The organism is Pilosibacter sp. YYHA0881 (genome assembly GCF_051602715.1).
Classification (GTDB): domain Bacteria; phylum Bacillota; class Clostridia; order Lachnospirales; family Lachnospiraceae; genus Alitiscatomonas; species Alitiscatomonas aceti.
On record NZ_CP175657.1, the window covers coordinates 278,613 to 293,693 of the forward strand.

Annotated in this window: 9 protein-coding genes and 1 tRNA gene; 8 read left to right on the top strand and 2 right to left on the bottom strand. The window is 53.9% G+C overall.

Features of this window, described 5'->3' with window-relative positions:
* Positions 1-129: 129 nt before the first annotated feature.
* The 3 genes from ACI6NM_RS01370 to ACI6NM_RS01380 all read left to right on the top strand — a co-directional run bounded on the left by ACI6NM_RS01370 (position 130) and on the right by ACI6NM_RS01380 (position 6,531).
* On the top strand, positions 130-3,669 hold the full coding sequence (locus ACI6NM_RS01370; RefSeq protein WP_262427610.1) for a right-handed parallel beta-helix repeat-containing protein: 3,540 nt from the start codon (positions 130-132) through the stop codon (positions 3,667-3,669).
* Between the two features lie 321 nt (positions 3,670-3,990).
* Positions 3,991-4,061: transfer RNA gene (locus ACI6NM_RS01375), tRNA-Trp, on the top strand.
* Positions 4,062-4,170: 109 nt separating this feature from the next.
* Positions 4,171-6,531, top strand: a complete 2,361-nt coding sequence (locus ACI6NM_RS01380) for an ATP-dependent DNA helicase (RefSeq protein ID WP_262427611.1) — start codon at positions 4,171-4,173, stop codon at positions 6,529-6,531.
* Positions 6,532-6,538: 7 nt separating this feature from the next.
* Here the strand turns inward: ACI6NM_RS01380 and ACI6NM_RS01385 are convergent, their stop codons facing one another.
* The gene (locus ACI6NM_RS01385) at positions 6,539-7,414 is read right to left on the bottom strand and encodes a LysR substrate-binding domain-containing protein (RefSeq protein ID WP_438501013.1); all 876 of its coding nucleotides are present in this window, start codon (positions 7,412-7,414) and stop codon (positions 6,539-6,541) included.
* Positions 7,415-7,485: 71 nt separating this feature from the next.
* Between ACI6NM_RS01385 and ACI6NM_RS01390 the strand changes: the two genes are divergently transcribed.
* The 5 genes from ACI6NM_RS01390 to ACI6NM_RS01410 all read left to right on the top strand — a co-directional run bounded on the left by ACI6NM_RS01390 (position 7,486) and on the right by ACI6NM_RS01410 (position 14,229).
* A complete protein-coding gene (locus ACI6NM_RS01390; protein WP_262427613.1) occupies positions 7,486-8,061 on the top strand; it encodes a sigma-70 domain-containing protein in 576 nt (191 codons plus the stop codon).
* Between the two features lie 131 nt (positions 8,062-8,192).
* Entirely contained in the window at positions 8,193-11,957 is a 3,765-nt protein-coding gene (locus tag ACI6NM_RS01395; RefSeq protein WP_262427614.1) for a phosphoribosylformylglycinamidine synthase, read from the top strand.
* Positions 11,958-12,200: 243 nt separating this feature from the next.
* Entirely contained in the window at positions 12,201-12,731 is a 531-nt protein-coding gene (locus ACI6NM_RS01400) for a cysteine hydrolase family protein (RefSeq protein ID WP_262427615.1), read from the top strand.
* A gap of 12 nt (positions 12,732-12,743) precedes the next feature.
* The gene (locus ACI6NM_RS01405) at positions 12,744-13,280 is read left to right on the top strand and encodes a DNA topology modulation protein (RefSeq protein WP_262427616.1); all 537 of its coding nucleotides are present in this window, start codon (positions 12,744-12,746) and stop codon (positions 13,278-13,280) included.
* 58 nt (positions 13,281-13,338) lie between these two features.
* Positions 13,339-14,229 (top strand): SPL family radical SAM protein, encoded by an 891-nt coding sequence (locus ACI6NM_RS01410; RefSeq protein WP_262427617.1) that lies wholly within the window; start codon positions 13,339-13,341, stop codon positions 14,227-14,229.
* A 24-nt stretch (positions 14,230-14,253) separates the two neighbouring features.
* Here the strand turns inward: ACI6NM_RS01410 and ACI6NM_RS01415 are convergent, their stop codons facing one another.
* Positions 14,254-14,751, bottom strand: coding sequence for a hypothetical protein (locus tag ACI6NM_RS01415; RefSeq protein ID WP_215652927.1), 498 nt, complete (start codon positions 14,749-14,751; stop codon positions 14,254-14,256).
* Positions 14,752-15,081 lie beyond the last annotated feature (330 nt).

Consider the following 15,081-nt stretch of genomic DNA (forward strand, 5'->3'; position numbering starts at 1 on the left):
GTACAAAAAAACGCTGGCACTGTGTCTGGCGGCCCTTCTGGCACTGGAATTTTCCGGGGGGGGGGGAGTAGGCAGGCACTAACTGCCCTGGCACAGCCTGCTGAGTCTGGTGCAGCGCCGGAAAGGAAAATGGTATCTGGCAGCCCAGATGCAGTGCGGACGGTTACCGGTTCCAACGCTGGAAAGCAGGCGGCAGCCGCAGAAGAACCGTATGTGGTTGGGGAGACGGCTTTTGCGACTTTAGCAGAGGCGCTGGAGGCAGTGACGGAGGAGAAAGCGGAGATCGTCCTGCAGGCCGATGCAGAGGAAACAGAAAAGGTCAATATTGAAAAGACTGTGACCATCTGTTTAAATGGTCATAACATAAGCCTGGCTTCTGGAAAAAACATTATAATCGGCTCGGGTGCTGCGGTTATAATACAGGGAGATGGGCAGCAAGGGACGGATGGCAAAGTTGCAGGCAATATTACCGCATATGCCGGAACGGCCCTGACAGTCGAAAATTGTACTGTCGAAGGTCAGCTGACTGCACATGGCAGTTCGACAGTCACAGATAGTCTGGTCACCAGTACCAAATCCCCTGCGTTCACGGTGAATAATCAGAATGCAGCGGTGAAGCTGTCTGGCAGTTTGTTCTTGTTTACCGGAACACCATCGGGCAGCGGCGTTGCAAGTGCCGTAAAATTTGGTGCGGCGGATACAGTTAAAATGGAAGGCTGTACGGTCCAGGGTCCGAGGGAAGGGATTTATTTCAGCGGGGCCGTTCGTGAGGCAGTCATAGATGGCTGCGCAATTCAGGGTGCCAACAAGGAGGGAATCTCTTTCTATGGCCTGGAAGCGGGGAATACGGTTACAGTGACAAATTCCCTGGTATCATCCGAGGAAGGAAATGCTGTTTCTGCCAGCTGGAATATGGATAAGACGGCAGTGATCGCTCTGGGCGAAGGGAATACGGTTTCCGGAAGGATCAGCCTGCCGGGAAATACAGACGAGGATTATCGTTATCAGTTCCAGGTGACCGGTGGGCAGTTTGATCACTCTGGGGAAGAGGATCTGTTTTATAATCCGAATCAGGCAGGGGGACACACGGAACTGATGAACCGGCTTTTCATTACCGGAGGACGCTTTAAGAAGGATGTGAGCCTGTTCCTAAAACCAGAATATGCGTGCATAAAGGGCCAGGATGACGAGGCGTATCCATATGAGGTAGTGGCAAGCTCCGGCAGCGGACCCGTATTTACATTGGACGGGGCGGGAAAAACCGCATACGGAAGCCTGGCTGAGGCGGTTGAGGCCAATCCAGGGGGAACGCTTTATCTGGGAGCAGACGTCACCCTTGGCACGGAAGAAATCCGGGGCGTCACCTTAAAATCCTCCGGCGGTTCTCTCCGTTTTGATGGGACACTGGAAGAATTTTTGGAAAAAGGAGCCATTGCCGATGGACTTTCGGTTATCTGCGGGGAAGAGACATTTGATGCCGTCCGGACAGAAGAAGGAAAACTGACGGCTGGCTCCGGGTTTAACAGGGAGAATGATTCCCGGTATGAAGAACTCCTGGCAGACGGATACATTTTCCTGGCAGACAGGGAATCATATGAAGTCCGTTCGGAGAGTGGCTGTGCGGCGAAGATTGGAAAACTGGGGTATTCCTATCTTGCCGGGGCAAAAAGCGCGGCTGTGGATAATGACAGCGAACAGGCCCAGGTGAATGACGTAATTGTCATGTTAAAGCCATATATGTCCCCGGTGATCATCGACCAGCCATACAGCTGCTTTACCATTGATCTGAATGGACAGTGCATTGGAGATGCGGAAGAGAAGAAGCCGGACAACGGAATCCTGATTGATGCGGACCATGTGGATGTGACCATTAAAAATGGTTCTGTCTATGGGAAAAAGTTTGGGATCGTCACCAATGGAGCCCGGACGGATGTGACGCTTACGGCCAGGAATGTAAATGCAGCTTCAGATCAGACCGCCTATTATCTCCCGGCGGCTGGAAAGACTGTTATCACCGGAGGGAGCGCCGAAGGCAGGACAGGCATTGAGGTGCGCGGCGGTACGCTCCAGGCAAAGGGTACGGCGATCACTGGAAATGGAGAGTTTGAGGAAACTCCTAATGAGAACGGAACAACGACGTATGGCGTTGGTGTGGCGATCGTCCAGCATGTGACCAGACATGATATGGAGATCACTTTGGAGGACTGCACGGTGAGCGGTACGAAAAATGCCGTCCGCCAGAAGGATCTTCAGAATAATGGTACGGATAATGTGAAAATTTCCATTACTGGCGGCAGCTATACCGCAGACGGAGGAGAGTCCACGGATGATAAAGGAGCGGTATACAGCGGGACCTGTACGGGATTTATCACTGGCGGAAGCTTCAGCACCGAACCGGCGGAGCCGTATCTGGCAGAAGGCTATGAAGCGGTGGAGCAGGAGGGAAGGTTTATTGTCCGTGAAAAAGCGGCGGACGGAGAAGCGCAGGATGGCACGGTGACCCCGACAATCCACGAGAATGTTCTGCCGCAGACAGCGCCGGAGGATGAGAACGTTCCTCCGGAGAAACAGGAGGAGTACGAGCAGAGCTTTGAAGCTGCAAAAAACTCAGTCCAGAAGCTGACACAGAATCCTGCTGTAGCCGGAAATCCGGAGGCAGTAGACAACCTGGCTGCAGCTGCGGCTGCAAACGGAGCCGTAGCAGAGGATAAAAAGCTCCTTGTATCCCTGTCCCAGGAGCTGACCGGGGCAGAATTTGAAACCCTGGCGGTCAAAGATGGGAATGGGACTGTAACGGGAATACAGGTAGTCCCAAAGAAACTGGTTTTCAGCGTGGCAGCGGGCAGCATTCTGCTGAATGAAGAGGATGAACCGATCGCCGGTTCCTGGGAGACTCTGGATCTTTCAAAAGAGAAGATGAGCGGTAAGCAGACAGAGTTTTCCTTCCGCTTTCCTGTGCCGGAAACAGTGACTGCCAAATATGCGAACGTGGAGCATAACGGCGATCCCGTGGTGCAGTACCAGATTGAGGGGAACGGCGGAGAAAAGTATATTACGGTCCGGACGTGGCATCTGAGTGAGTTTATCGTCACCTTTACAAATGAGCCGTTGGATGAGCCGGAGCCAGGACCGGGTCCAGAGCCAGAGCCAGAACCGGAGCCAGAACCGGAGCCAGAACCGGAACCGGAACCGGAGCCAGAACCGGAGCCCAGACCAGAACCGGAACGTGAAGAAAGAGCAGAAGAGGCCAGGGCGGCATACAGCAATATACAGAGCTTTGATGAATATGCCGGAACCTGGAAGCAGGATCAGACTGGCTGGTGGTTTGTCCGGAAAGATGGAACATGGCCGGCCGGCAGCTGGCAGCAGTGTCTCTGGAACAGAGAAGTCCACTGGTATCACTTCAATGCTCTGGGTTATCTGGACGCAGGCTGGTTTACGGATGGAGACGGACAGATCTATTTCCTGCATGACCAGCATGATAATCGTTTTGGCATTATGTATACGGGCTGGAACTGGATCGGCGGAAGATGTTATTACTTCATGGAGAAGGACGTAGAAAACGGCGCAAAGAAAGGGATGCTGCTGCGGAATACAGTGACACCGGATGGATATACGGTGGACCACACAGGGGCCTGGACCGTGGATGGCCAGGTACAGACCAGATAAGGAAGGACCATACACAGGGATGTCCAGGATACAGGTCCCGGGAATCCATCGTTCATTTTAGGGGACAGGCGATTGGGAGATACGGCTTTGCTGTATCTCCTGCAAAGGCCTGTCGGCATGTTCTCCCTTCTGGCTGCCAATGCTGGAAAAAAGGCCTTCGGGCTAGTTCTGGTTGTGATATATGGGGACATTATATCAATGGAATAAATTTTTTAAATTTTTCGGAAAATAGTAATTGACATTTGGGTGCTGCTGTGGTATCATCTTTAAACGTGAGAGGCAGTGAGGGCCTCAAGCAAAGTAATTAAATATTTAGGAAATAGGGGATTAGTTCAATGGTAGAGCAGCGGTCTCCAAAACCGTAGATGGGGGTTCGAGCCCCTCATCCCCTGCTGATTAGAAAAGCTGGAATCCGATTCGGATCCCAGCTTTTTCTTTACAGGAAATTAGACTTTTCCGGGCCGGTATTGTATAATGGAGTAAGGAACGGAGGAAGGAAGCATGGAACAGAAAAAACAGGTCAGGATCTCGGTGCGGGCGCTGGTGGAGTTCGTGCTCCGCTCCGGAGACATCGATAACCGCCGTTCCGGAGCGGCCCAGAAGGACGCCATGGCGGCGGGGACCAGGATCCATAAAAAGATCCAGAAGCGGATGGGCGGAAATTACAGAGCTGAGGTGCCGTTGAAATATGCGGCCCTGGACGAAGAGGAGGACATCGAACTTCTGGTGGAGGGCCGGGCCGACGGGATCTTTGAAGAAGACGGCATCGTGACCATTGATGAGATCAAGGGCGTGTATATGGATCTGGAGCGGCTTACAGAGCCGGTGGCGGTGCATATGGCCCAGGCCATGTGCTACGGATATTTTTACTGCTGCGACCGGAATCTGGACGGTGTGCGGATCCAGCTTACCTACTGTAATCTGGAGACCGAGGAGATCCGCCGGTTCCATGAGGACAGGTCGAAGGAGGAGCTGGAGGCATGGTTCCGTTCGGTGATCCACGAATACTTCAAGTGGGCCAGATATCTGTGCCACCATGAGCTCCAGAGGAACCAGTCCATAAGCGGCCTGGAGTTTCCCTTTCCCTACCGGGAGGGCCAGCGGGATCTGGCGGTGGCCGTGTATAAGACCATTTCCCGGAAAAAGCGGCTGTTCATCCAGGCTCCCACAGGCATCGGAAAGACTCTTTCCACCATTTTTCCCGCTGTCCAGGCCATGGGAGCGGGGAAGGCCTCCAAGGTTTTTTATCTGACGGCCAAGACCATCACCAGGACGGTGGCGGAGGAGGCGTTCAGGATCTTAAGGAGCCGGGGGCTGGTGTTCACGGCCGTGACCATCACGGCCAAAGAAAAGCTGTGCCCCATGGAGAAGGCCGAGTGCAATCCGGAGGCATGCCCCTATGCCAAGGGTCATTTTGACCGGGTCAACGAGGCGGTGTTCGACATCCTGCACCTGGAGCAGGAGATGGACCGGGAGACCGTGTTGAGATATGCGGAAAAATACCGGGTCTGCCCCTTTGAGTTCTGCCTGGATATTTCCAGCTGGACCGATGGGATCATCTGCGACTACAATTATGTGTTCGATCCAAACGTGCGGCTGAAACGTTACTTTGCCGACGGGGCCTCGGGAGATTATCTTTTCCTGGTGGATGAGGCCCACAACCTGGTGTCCAGGGCCAGGGAGATGTACAGCGCCTCTGTTTATAAGGAAGATTTCCTGGAGGTGAAGCGGATCATAAAGGGAAAGTCGCCCAGGCTGGAGCGGCAGCTGGACCGGTGCAATAAGCTGCTGCTTTCCATGAAGCGGGAGTGCGGGGACTGGCAGCTCCTGGAGGACGTGACGGGGCTGGCTGCCGGGATCATGACCGCCTTTTCTTATATGGAAACGTTTATGGAGGAATTCCCGGAGTTCCCGGAACGGGAGACGGTGCTGGACTTTTATTTCTGCCTCCGGGATTTTTTAAACGTCTATGAAGAGCTGGACGGCCATTACCGGATCTATGAGGAAAACCGGGAGGACGGCTCCTTCCTGGTGCGCCTCTTCTGCGTGGATCCCTCCCGGCTCCTTTCCAGATGCATGGACCAGGGAGCCAGCACCATCCTGTTTTCGGCCACGCTCCTGCCGGTCCGGTATTATAAGACCCTGCTGTCCGGGAACCAGGAGGATTACGCGGTGTATGTGAATTCGCCGTTTCCAGAGGAAAACCGTCTCCTTATGGTGGCGGAGGATGTGAGCAGCCGCTACACGAGACGCAGCCCGTCAGAATACCGGAAGGTGGCGGACTATATCCGGATCGTCACCCAAAGCCGGCCGGGAAATTATATGGTGTTTTTTCCTTCCTATCAGTATATGGGCGAGATCGAGGAGATCCTGGAGGAAGAGCCTTTGAAGGCGGATCTGCTGGTCCAGGGCCAGGGGATGGGAGAAGCAGAAAAGGCAGAATTCCTGGAGGAGTTTGAAAAGGAGAGGAGCCATTCCCTGGCCGCCTTCTGTGTCATGGGCGGCGTCTTTTCGGAGGGCATTGATCTGAAGGAGGAGCGGCTCATCGGGGTCATCGTGGTGGGCACGGGGCTCCCCATGGTCTGCGTAGAGCAGGAGGTGCTGAAGGGGTATTTTGATGAGACAGAGGAGAAGGGCTTTGATTTTTCCTACCAGTATCCCGGAATGAATAAGGTCCTCCAGGCGGCCGGACGGGTGATACGGACGCCTGGAGACCGGGGGGTGATCCTTTTGCTGGATGACCGGTTTTTAAGAAGGGATCATCTGGAGCTGTTTCCCAGGGAATGGGAGCATTTCCAGGTGGTGAACCGGGGAAATGCGGCCCGGTGCCTGGAGGATTTCTGGAATGGAAGAGGGCTTTAGGGCTGCCTTACAGCATGTCCATGAACTGTTTTGCCGCCTGGGATAAGGGGACCGAATCATTGGAGGCCACCACCAGCTTTCTGGCAGGAAGGCTCTGGGCCAGCTTAAGGATATAAAGCTGGGATTCGTCGGCGGGAATGCAGAAATCCGGCACAAAGGAGATCCCCAGGCCGATGCGGGCCAGATCGATGAGCAGGTCGTTGCTGCTCAGTTCGATCTCCGGCACCAGATCCAGGTGGGAGCGCTGGAACATGGAGTGGAGAAATTCGCTGGTGGTGCTCTTCCGGTCCAGCATCATGATAGGGTATTCCTTTAATTCCTCCAGAGTCAGGACCTGGTCTTTCAGAGGGAAGGCCTCGGCATTGGCCACGAACACATCGTGGAATTCATGGATGCTCCGGACGCTGTGGCTGGCTAAAAGCCCGGAGTTGGGGTAGTTGCTCAGGATAAAGTCCACCTGTCCGTTTTCCAGAACGTGGGCGCACTCGATGGAAGTAAAGTTGAACACCTTGATGTGGACGTTGGGGTAGGCCTTGTGGAACCGGTTTAAATAGGGGACCAGGTAGTAACGGCAGATGGTGTCGCTGGCGGCGATCCGCAGCTGGCCGCCGTTTAAGGAGTTGGCCTCCAAAAGCTGGTTCTCCCCCTTCTGGATCAGGTTCATGGCCGGTTCAATGTGCTTGAACAGGATCTCCCCCTCGGGAGTCAGCTGGACCTTTTTCGTACTGCGGATGAAAAGCGTCTGGCCCAGCTTCTTTTCCAGGACCTTCACAGACTGGCTCACAGCCGACTGGGAGATGAACAGGCATTTGGAGGCCTCGGAGAAGCTTAAGGTCCGGGCCACATAGTAAAACACTTTATATAATTCGTAATTGATATCCATTATTAGTCCTCCTTATAGGTAAACGACACTATTGTAGCACAACTTAAGAGTTTTGAAAAGAGGGAAACAGCATGTCAGAAGAGATGAGAGAAGAGATGGAACAGAACACGGAAACCGGCACAGAGGATATCTACCAGGTCTATATGGAGGAGCTGGCGGTGATCCCGCCCTGTACCGAGGAAGAGAACCGGGAGCTCCTTAAGAGGGTGAAGGCCGGAGACCGGGAGGCAAAAAAACGTCTGGTGGAAGGAAACCTGAAAAAGGCCCTGTTTTTTATCCAGGATTATCTGAACCGGGGAGTGCCCATGGCGGATCTGATCCAGGAGGCCAGCATGGAGCTGATGGAGCTGGCGGATGAGGGCTTCCAGGAGGGCTTTGAAAAACTGCTGGAAAGCCGGATCCATGTGCGGATGGAGGAGGTGATCCGGGAGCAGAAGGCAGAGATGGATCTGGAGGAGGAGATGCTGGCCCGGGTCAACGTGCTCCAGGAGGTGTCAAAGCGCATGGCCGAGGAGCTGGGAAGAGAGGCCAGCTTAAAGGAGCTGGCGGAGCGCATGAAGATGACAGAGGAGGATGTCCGTGAGATCATGAAGATGACCATGGACGCACTGAAGCTCAGCGAGCTGAACCGCAGCCTCCAGGATTGATGATTTATTAGTTTTAAATATAAATAAAATTAGATATATTAATTTTACTTATTTATTTCGTTTGTGGTAAGATGATAGAAGAACAAGAATGCAACCTGTTTATATAAAGACTTTCACAAGGAGGAAGAAACATGAGCGTAAAGCGCGTATTTGTTGAGAAGAAGCCGGAATTTGCTGTCCAGGCCAGAGAGCTTTGCGATGAGATCGAAAGCTATCTGGGGATCGCCGGTGTGACAGGGGTCCGTGTCCTGGTCCGCTACGACATCGAAAATCTGTCGGAGGATGTGTACCGGGAGGCTCTGGGTACGATCTTTTCCGAGCCGCCGGTGGACGAGGTGTTTGAAGGAGACTTTGTCCATGGTGCAGACGACGCCGTTTTTTCTGTGGAATACCTGCCCGGTCAGTTTGACCAGAGAGCAGACTCTGCCGAGCAGTGCGTGAAGCTGTTAAAAGAGACAGAGGAGCCGGTCATTAAGACTGCCACCACTTATGTGATCTCCGGAAGTCTTACAAAGGAAGAGCTGGACGCCGTTAAGGCCTTCTGCATCAACCCGGTGGACTCCAGGGAGGCATCTGAAACGATCCCGGAAACTCTGGTATCCGTATTTGAAAAGCCGGAGGATGTGGCTGTGTTTGAAGGCTTTGCTTCCATGGATGAGGCAGCCTTAAAGGAGCTGTACGGTTCCTTAAATCTGGCTATGACCTTCAAGGACTTCCTTCATATCCAGGCTTATTATAAAAACGAAGAGAAGAGGGATCCGTCTGTGACGGAGATCCGTGTGCTGGATACATACTGGTCCGACCACTGCCGCCACACCACCTTCTCCACAGAGCTTAAAAATGTGACCTTCACCGAGGGCGATTATAAGAAGCCCATCGAGGACACCTATAACCAGTATCTGGCCGACCATAAGGAGATCTATAAGGGAAGAGACGACAAGTTCGTATGCCTGATGGATCTTGCCATTATGGGAATGAAGAAATTAAGGGCAGAAGGAAAATTAGAGGATCTGGAGGTCTCCGAGGAGATCAACGCCTGCTCCATCGTGGTTCCCGTGGAGATCGACGGAGAAACTGAGGAATGGCTTGTGAACTTCAAGAACGAGACCCATAACCATCCCACAGAGATCGAGCCCTTCGGCGGCGCTGCCACCTGTCTTGGCGGAGCCATTCGTGATCCCTTATCCGGCCGTACCTATGTTTACCAGGCCATGCGCATCACTGGTGCAGCCGATCCCACAAGACCGTTAAACGAGACCTTAAAGGGCAAGCTCCCCCAGAGGAAGATCGTGACCGAGGCTGCCCATGGTTACAGCTCCTACGGAAACCAGATCGGCCTGGCCACCGGATTCGTAAAGGAATTATACCATCCGGGCTATGTGGCAAAGAGAATGGAGATCGGAGCGGTCATGGGCGCAGCTCCCAGAAAAAATGTGATCCGTGAGACTTCTGATCCCGGCGATATCATCATCCTCCTGGGCGGACGCACCGGCCGCGACGGCATCGGCGGAGCCACCGGCTCCTCCAAGGTCCACACAGAGGCTTCCATTGAGGTCTGCGGCGCAGAGGTCCAGAAGGGAAATCCGCCCACAGAGCGTAAGATCCAGAGGATGTTCCGCCGTCCGGAGGTTTCCAGACTGATCAAAAAATGCAATGACTTCGGCGCAGGCGGCGTATCCGTTGCCATCGGTGAGCTGGCAGCCGGTCTTTATATCGACCTGGACAAGGTTCCGAAAAAATACGCAGGCCTGGACGGCACGGAGATCGCCATTTCCGAGTCCCAGGAGAGAATGGCTGTGGTGGTGGATCCCAAGGATGTGGATGCATTCCTGGCTTATGCGGCAGAGGAGAACCTGGAGGCCGTTACAGTGGCAGAGGTAACAGAAAGCCCGCGTCTGACCATGACCTGGAGAGGAAAGACCATCGTGGACCTGAGCCGCGCGTTCTTAGATACCAACGGAGTGCACCAGGAGGCCGACGTGACCCTGACAGTTCCCAACCGGGAAGGAACGCCCTTTGAGAGAAAGGAAGTGGGCGACGTTAAGGAAAGCTGGATGAAGATGTTAGGTTCCTTAAATGTCTGCTCCCAGAAGGGACTGGTGGAGCGGTTTGACGCTTCCATTGGAGCCGGCACTGTGATGATGCCCTATGGCGGAAAATTCCAGCAGTCCGAGATCCAGACCATGGTGGCAAAGCTTCCGGTATTAAAGGGAAAATGTGATGCTGTGACCATGATGAGCTACGGCTTTGATCCGTATCTGTCCAGCTGGAGCCCGTACCATGGAGCCGTTTATGCTGTGCTTTCTTCCGTTGCCAAGATCGCAGCAGCCGGCGGCGACTACCGGAAGATCCGTTTCACCTTCCAGGAATATTTCCAGAGGATGACAGAGGATCCCATCCGCTGGGGACAGCCCTTTGCAGCCTTACTGGGCGCATACAATGCCCAGATGGGATTTGGCCTTCCGTCCATCGGCGGCAAGGACAGCATGTCCGGCACCTTCAATGAGGAGGATGGAAAGGAAGTCAACGTTCCGCCCACACTGGTTTCCTTTGCTGTGGATGTGGCCAGCGAAAAGACGGCCATTTCTCCGGAATTTAAGAAGGCTGGAAATAAGATCGTTGTATTTAAGATCGAAAAAGACGCTTATGACCTTCCTGTATACAGCCAGATCACCGAGGGCTATGGAAAGCTCTTTGAGGATATCAAGGCTGGAAGGATCGTTTCCGCATATGCGGTGGAGCGCCATGGCATGGCAGAGGCTGTCAGCAAGATGGCCTTCGGAAACCATATGGGCGTAAAGATCGGGCACAATGTGGATCCCAGAGACTTCTTCGCACCGGGCTGGGGCGACATCGTCTGCGAGGTTCCGGACGGAAAGGTGGGCGAGCTTTCCATCAGCTATACGCTGATCGGTGAGGTCACCGACCGGGCGGCCTTTGAATACGGCAGCGTATCCATTCCCCTTACAGAGGCACTGGATACATGGAACGCTCCGCTGGAGAACGTATTCCCCACAGAGTCCGGCGTAAAGCAGGAGGAAGTGAAGCAGGAAGTATTTAAGGCAGATCAGATCGTGATCTGTAACCATAAGATCGGTACTCCCAATGTGTTTATCCCGGTATTCCCCGGAACCAACTGCGAGTACGACAGTACAAAGGTATTCGAGCGCGCCGGAGCCAATGTGAGTGCAAAGGTATTCCGCAACTTAAGTGCTGAGGATATCAGAGATTCCGTTGAGCTTTACAGAAAAGAGATCGAAAAGGCCCAGATCGTCATGTTCCCGGGCGGCTTCTCCGCAGGCGACGAGCCGGAGGGCTCTGCCAAGTTCTTCGCCACAGCCTTCCGCAACGAGGTGGTGAAAGAGGCTCTTATGAAGCTGTTAAACGAGAGGGACGGCCTGATCTTAGGCGTCTGCAACGGATTCCAGGCTCTCATCAAGCTGGGGCTCGTGCCGGGCGGCACCATTACGGAGCAGAATGCCGGCGCGCCGACGCTGACCTACAACACCATCGGACGTCATATCTCCAAGATGGTGAACCTTAAGGTGGTCTCCAATAAGTCCCCGTGGCTTGCAGAAGCAGAGCTGGGCGGCGTTTATGTGAACCCGGTATCCCACGGCGAAGGCCGGTTCGTGGCCAGCGACGAGTGGCTTAAGAAGCTCTTTGCCAACGGCCAGGTGGCGACCCAGTATGTGGATGCAGACGGCAATCCCACTATGGATGAATACTGGAACCCCAACGGCTCCTACATGGCCATCGAGGGTATCACAAGCCCCGACGGACGGGTATACGGAAAGATGGCCCATTCAGAGAGACGCGGCGATGCTGTGGCAAAGAATATCTACGGCGAGCAGGATATGAAGATCTTTGAAAGCGGCGTGAAGTACTTTAAATAAATAAGGCACAGAAAACATACGGCAGGCCCCGGTGGGAGAAGCAGGCGGACAAAGGACGAAGGCTTCCCCCGCCGGGGCTTTTCCGGTGGCCGTACCCATAAGGCTGTTCCTGGCAAAGGGGATCGGAAAACGCAGTTCATTTTGACATCTGCTCCCGGGAATGGTACTATGGAGGAAAGAGGAGGCCTGGATCCCTCTGGGGATCGGCAGACTTAAAAATAAAGAAATGCGGAGGAAAAGGATATGGGAAAACGTGTGCTGGTGGTGGTCGATATGCAGAAGGATTTTGTGGACGGAAGCCTGGGGAGTAAGGAAGCCGTTTCCATTGTCCCGGCAGTGGTAAAAAAGGCCAGAGACTTTGACGGGACCGTGCTCTTTACCAGAGATACCCATGGAGAGGATTATATGGAGACCCAGGAGGGGAAATACCTTCCGGTGGCCCACTGTATCAGGGGAACGGACGGCTGGGAGCTGATCCCGGAGTTAGAGGAGCTGAAGGACAGCCGCAAAGTCCAGTGCTTTGACAAGCCGGCCTTTGGATCTGTGGCCCTGGCAGAGGCTTTAAGAGCCATGTATGAAGCGGGAGAGCTGGAGGCGGTGGAGCTTGTGGGACTCTGCACCGATATCTGCGTGGTATCCAACGCCCTTCTCATAAAGGCGTTCATGCCGGAGCTTCCGGTATCCGTGGACGCCTCCTGCTGCGCGGGAGTAACGCCGGAGAAGCACGCGGCGGCCCTGGAGACCATGAGAAGCTGCCAGATCCAGATCTTATAGGAAACGGCCCTCATGAAGATCGTAGTAAACGGCTATTCCGGCAGCGGAAAATCCACTCTGGCCAGAAGACTGGGGAAACTCTATCAGATACCGGTCCTCCACCTGGACACGGTCCACTGGCTGCCTGGCTGGGAGGAGAAGGCAGAGGAACAGGAGAGGTCTGAGGTCCGGGCCTTCATGGACAGGAATGCCTCCTGGGTCATTGACGGAAATTACAGGAAGCTGGAGTATGAACGGAGATTACAGGAAGCCGACCGGATCATTTTTATGGATTTCAACCGGTTTTCCTGCCTTTTCAGGGCATACCGGAGATATCTGAACCATAAGGGGAGGGCCAGAAGCTCCATGACGGAGGGCTGCGAGGAAAAGCTCGATCTGGAATTCATCCGCTGGATCCTCTGGGACAGCCGCACCAGAAAGCAGAAAAAGCTCTGGCGGGCCATGAAGGAGACCTGCGGGGAGAAAACCGTGGTTCTGAAAAACCAACGGCAGCTGGACGGGTTCCTGGAATCCCTAAGCGGACCGAAGGATCCCGCAGAGTTCCCATAACGGCCATGGGCCGGAGCGCACGTGCTCCGGCCTTCTTTGACAGACAAGGAGGATCGATATGGACACAGTCCCTGCAAAGACCATCCTTACCAGGAACAAGGATACCTCCTGGTTTGGCAGCGATTACAACATGAACCTGTACCGGGGCTGCTCCCATGGGTGCATTTACTGCGACAGCAGGAGCACATGCTACCATGTGGAGGGCTTTGACCGGGTGCGCGTAAAGGAAAATGCCCTGGTGCTCCTCCGGGATGAGCTGAGGAGAAAGATGCGGACCGGAGTGATCGGCAGCGGAGCCATGTGCGACTCCTACAATCCCTTCGAGAGGACGGAGCTGGTGACCCGCCATGCCTTGGAACTGATGGACGCCTTCGGCTTCGGGGCCTCCATGCTGACCAAAAGCCCCCTGATCCTCCGGGACACAGACCTTTACCAGGAGATCAGCACCCATTCCCCGGTCTTATGTATGATGACCATTACCACGGCTGACGACGGACTCAGCAAAAAGATCGAGCCGGGCGTCCCGGCCTCGTCGGAGCGGTTTGCGGCGGTCCGCGCCATGGCAGATCAGGGATTGTACACAGGCGTCGTCATGACGCCGCTCCTTCCTTTTCTGGAAGACACGGAACAGAATATCCGGGAAATGGCAAAGCGCACCGCAGACACCGGGGCCAGATTCCTCTATGGGATCATGGGCGTTACCATCCGGGACGGCCAGAGAGAATATTTTTATGACGCTCTCACAAAGCGGTTCCCGGGGGAACGGCTGGCAGAACGGTATGCAGCCGCCTATGGGAACCGCTATTTCTGCGCCAGCCCCCGGGCCCGGAAACTCTGGGAGATGTTCACAGAGGAATGCCAGAGAGAGGGACTCCTCTGGGACATGAAGGATATCATCCACGACTACAAAAAGAAATACGCCTGCACCCAGCTGGAATTCCAGTTCTAAAGAGGGATAGGGCGGCTCCCTCTTTTACACAGAGGAGCTGCAGAACACCACCATCTGCTCCGGCACAGTCTGGGCCGGAAAGCTCCTGGTGGTGGCCGAATAGGTGGCCAGGATCAGCCGGTTCCCGGGATTCCCCATAAAGATCTGTCCGTTGGGAAGCGTCACCGGAGTGGCCCAGGACGGCTTCAGCAAAAGCGTCCCCTCAGAATTCAGCAGCCTCCCATCAAAAACGTCCAGGACCGCCGTCACTCCCTGGGGAGTATAGGCAGCAGCCACCGCCCTGTACCTGGGCGGAAACACAAGCGGCATGGGGGCTCCCAGGGAATAAAAGAACGTGGCCCGGTCCCCCACCTGGAACGGATGCAGATTCAGCACATAAGCTCCCGGCGGCAGCAGAATATGGACCAGTCCCTGATCCTCACTCTGCACCGTCAGAAGCAGCGTGCAGTCAGACCCTCCAAAGGCCCCGTCCCCCTGATATTCAATGGCCGTAATGATCCCGGCCGTCGGCGTATACGACATACAAAAAACCTCCAGATAACCCATTACCATATCATATCCCTATCTCACCTGATCTGTTCCAATAGTATCATAAAATATCTCTCGTGTTGTTTTATTTTTGGAACTGATGTTATTAGCGTTTTTAGTCCAAAAGAAGACCTAGAAGGCACTGAGAATTTGCTGTAAATACAGGAATAAATTATAGTATAAAAAAGAAAAAACACCATAATAATCTTAAATTTATATTGTATAGTAGTAAAAAACGGTAATATAATTTTACTTTTTTGATTTGTAGAAAAAAATATGGTTATAATTTATCTTTTCACATATTTTCTACAAATAATACTATAA